This window comes from Gilvimarinus sp. 1_MG-2023 (assembly GCF_030548285.1).
Genome location: NZ_JAUOSC010001103.1, coordinates 1 through 266 on the forward strand (window position 1 = coordinate 1; position 266 = coordinate 266).

The 266-nt window shown below is 57.5% G+C and carries 1 protein-coding gene; it reads right to left on the reverse strand.

All coding sequences use genetic code 11. The features are described from left to right. Positions 1–266 (reverse strand): helix-turn-helix domain-containing protein (locus tag Q4563_RS20270; RefSeq protein WP_303605794.1); only part of this gene is annotated, 266 nt, incomplete at both ends.

The following is a 266-nucleotide window of genomic DNA, read 5'->3' on the forward strand; positions in this document are numbered from 1 at the left end:
TGTCTGCATAGTCCAGAAGAAACGCCACTTCGGTGACGCTGATCCCGGATTTGAGGTAGGTTTTGCCAAGATCAAGCCGCAGGTCATCCACAATACTGCGGAAAGTCAGACCTTCGTCTTTCAATCTGCGGGCCATTGTGCGCGGGCTCATACCAATATCAGATGCCACTTCCTCGGCCGGGACAAGCCTGTCTGGAAGGCCACTGACCAGTATCCCCTCGACACGTGCGCGCAGGCTCGGGTTCTGGTTCGGCTGGTCCGCGACC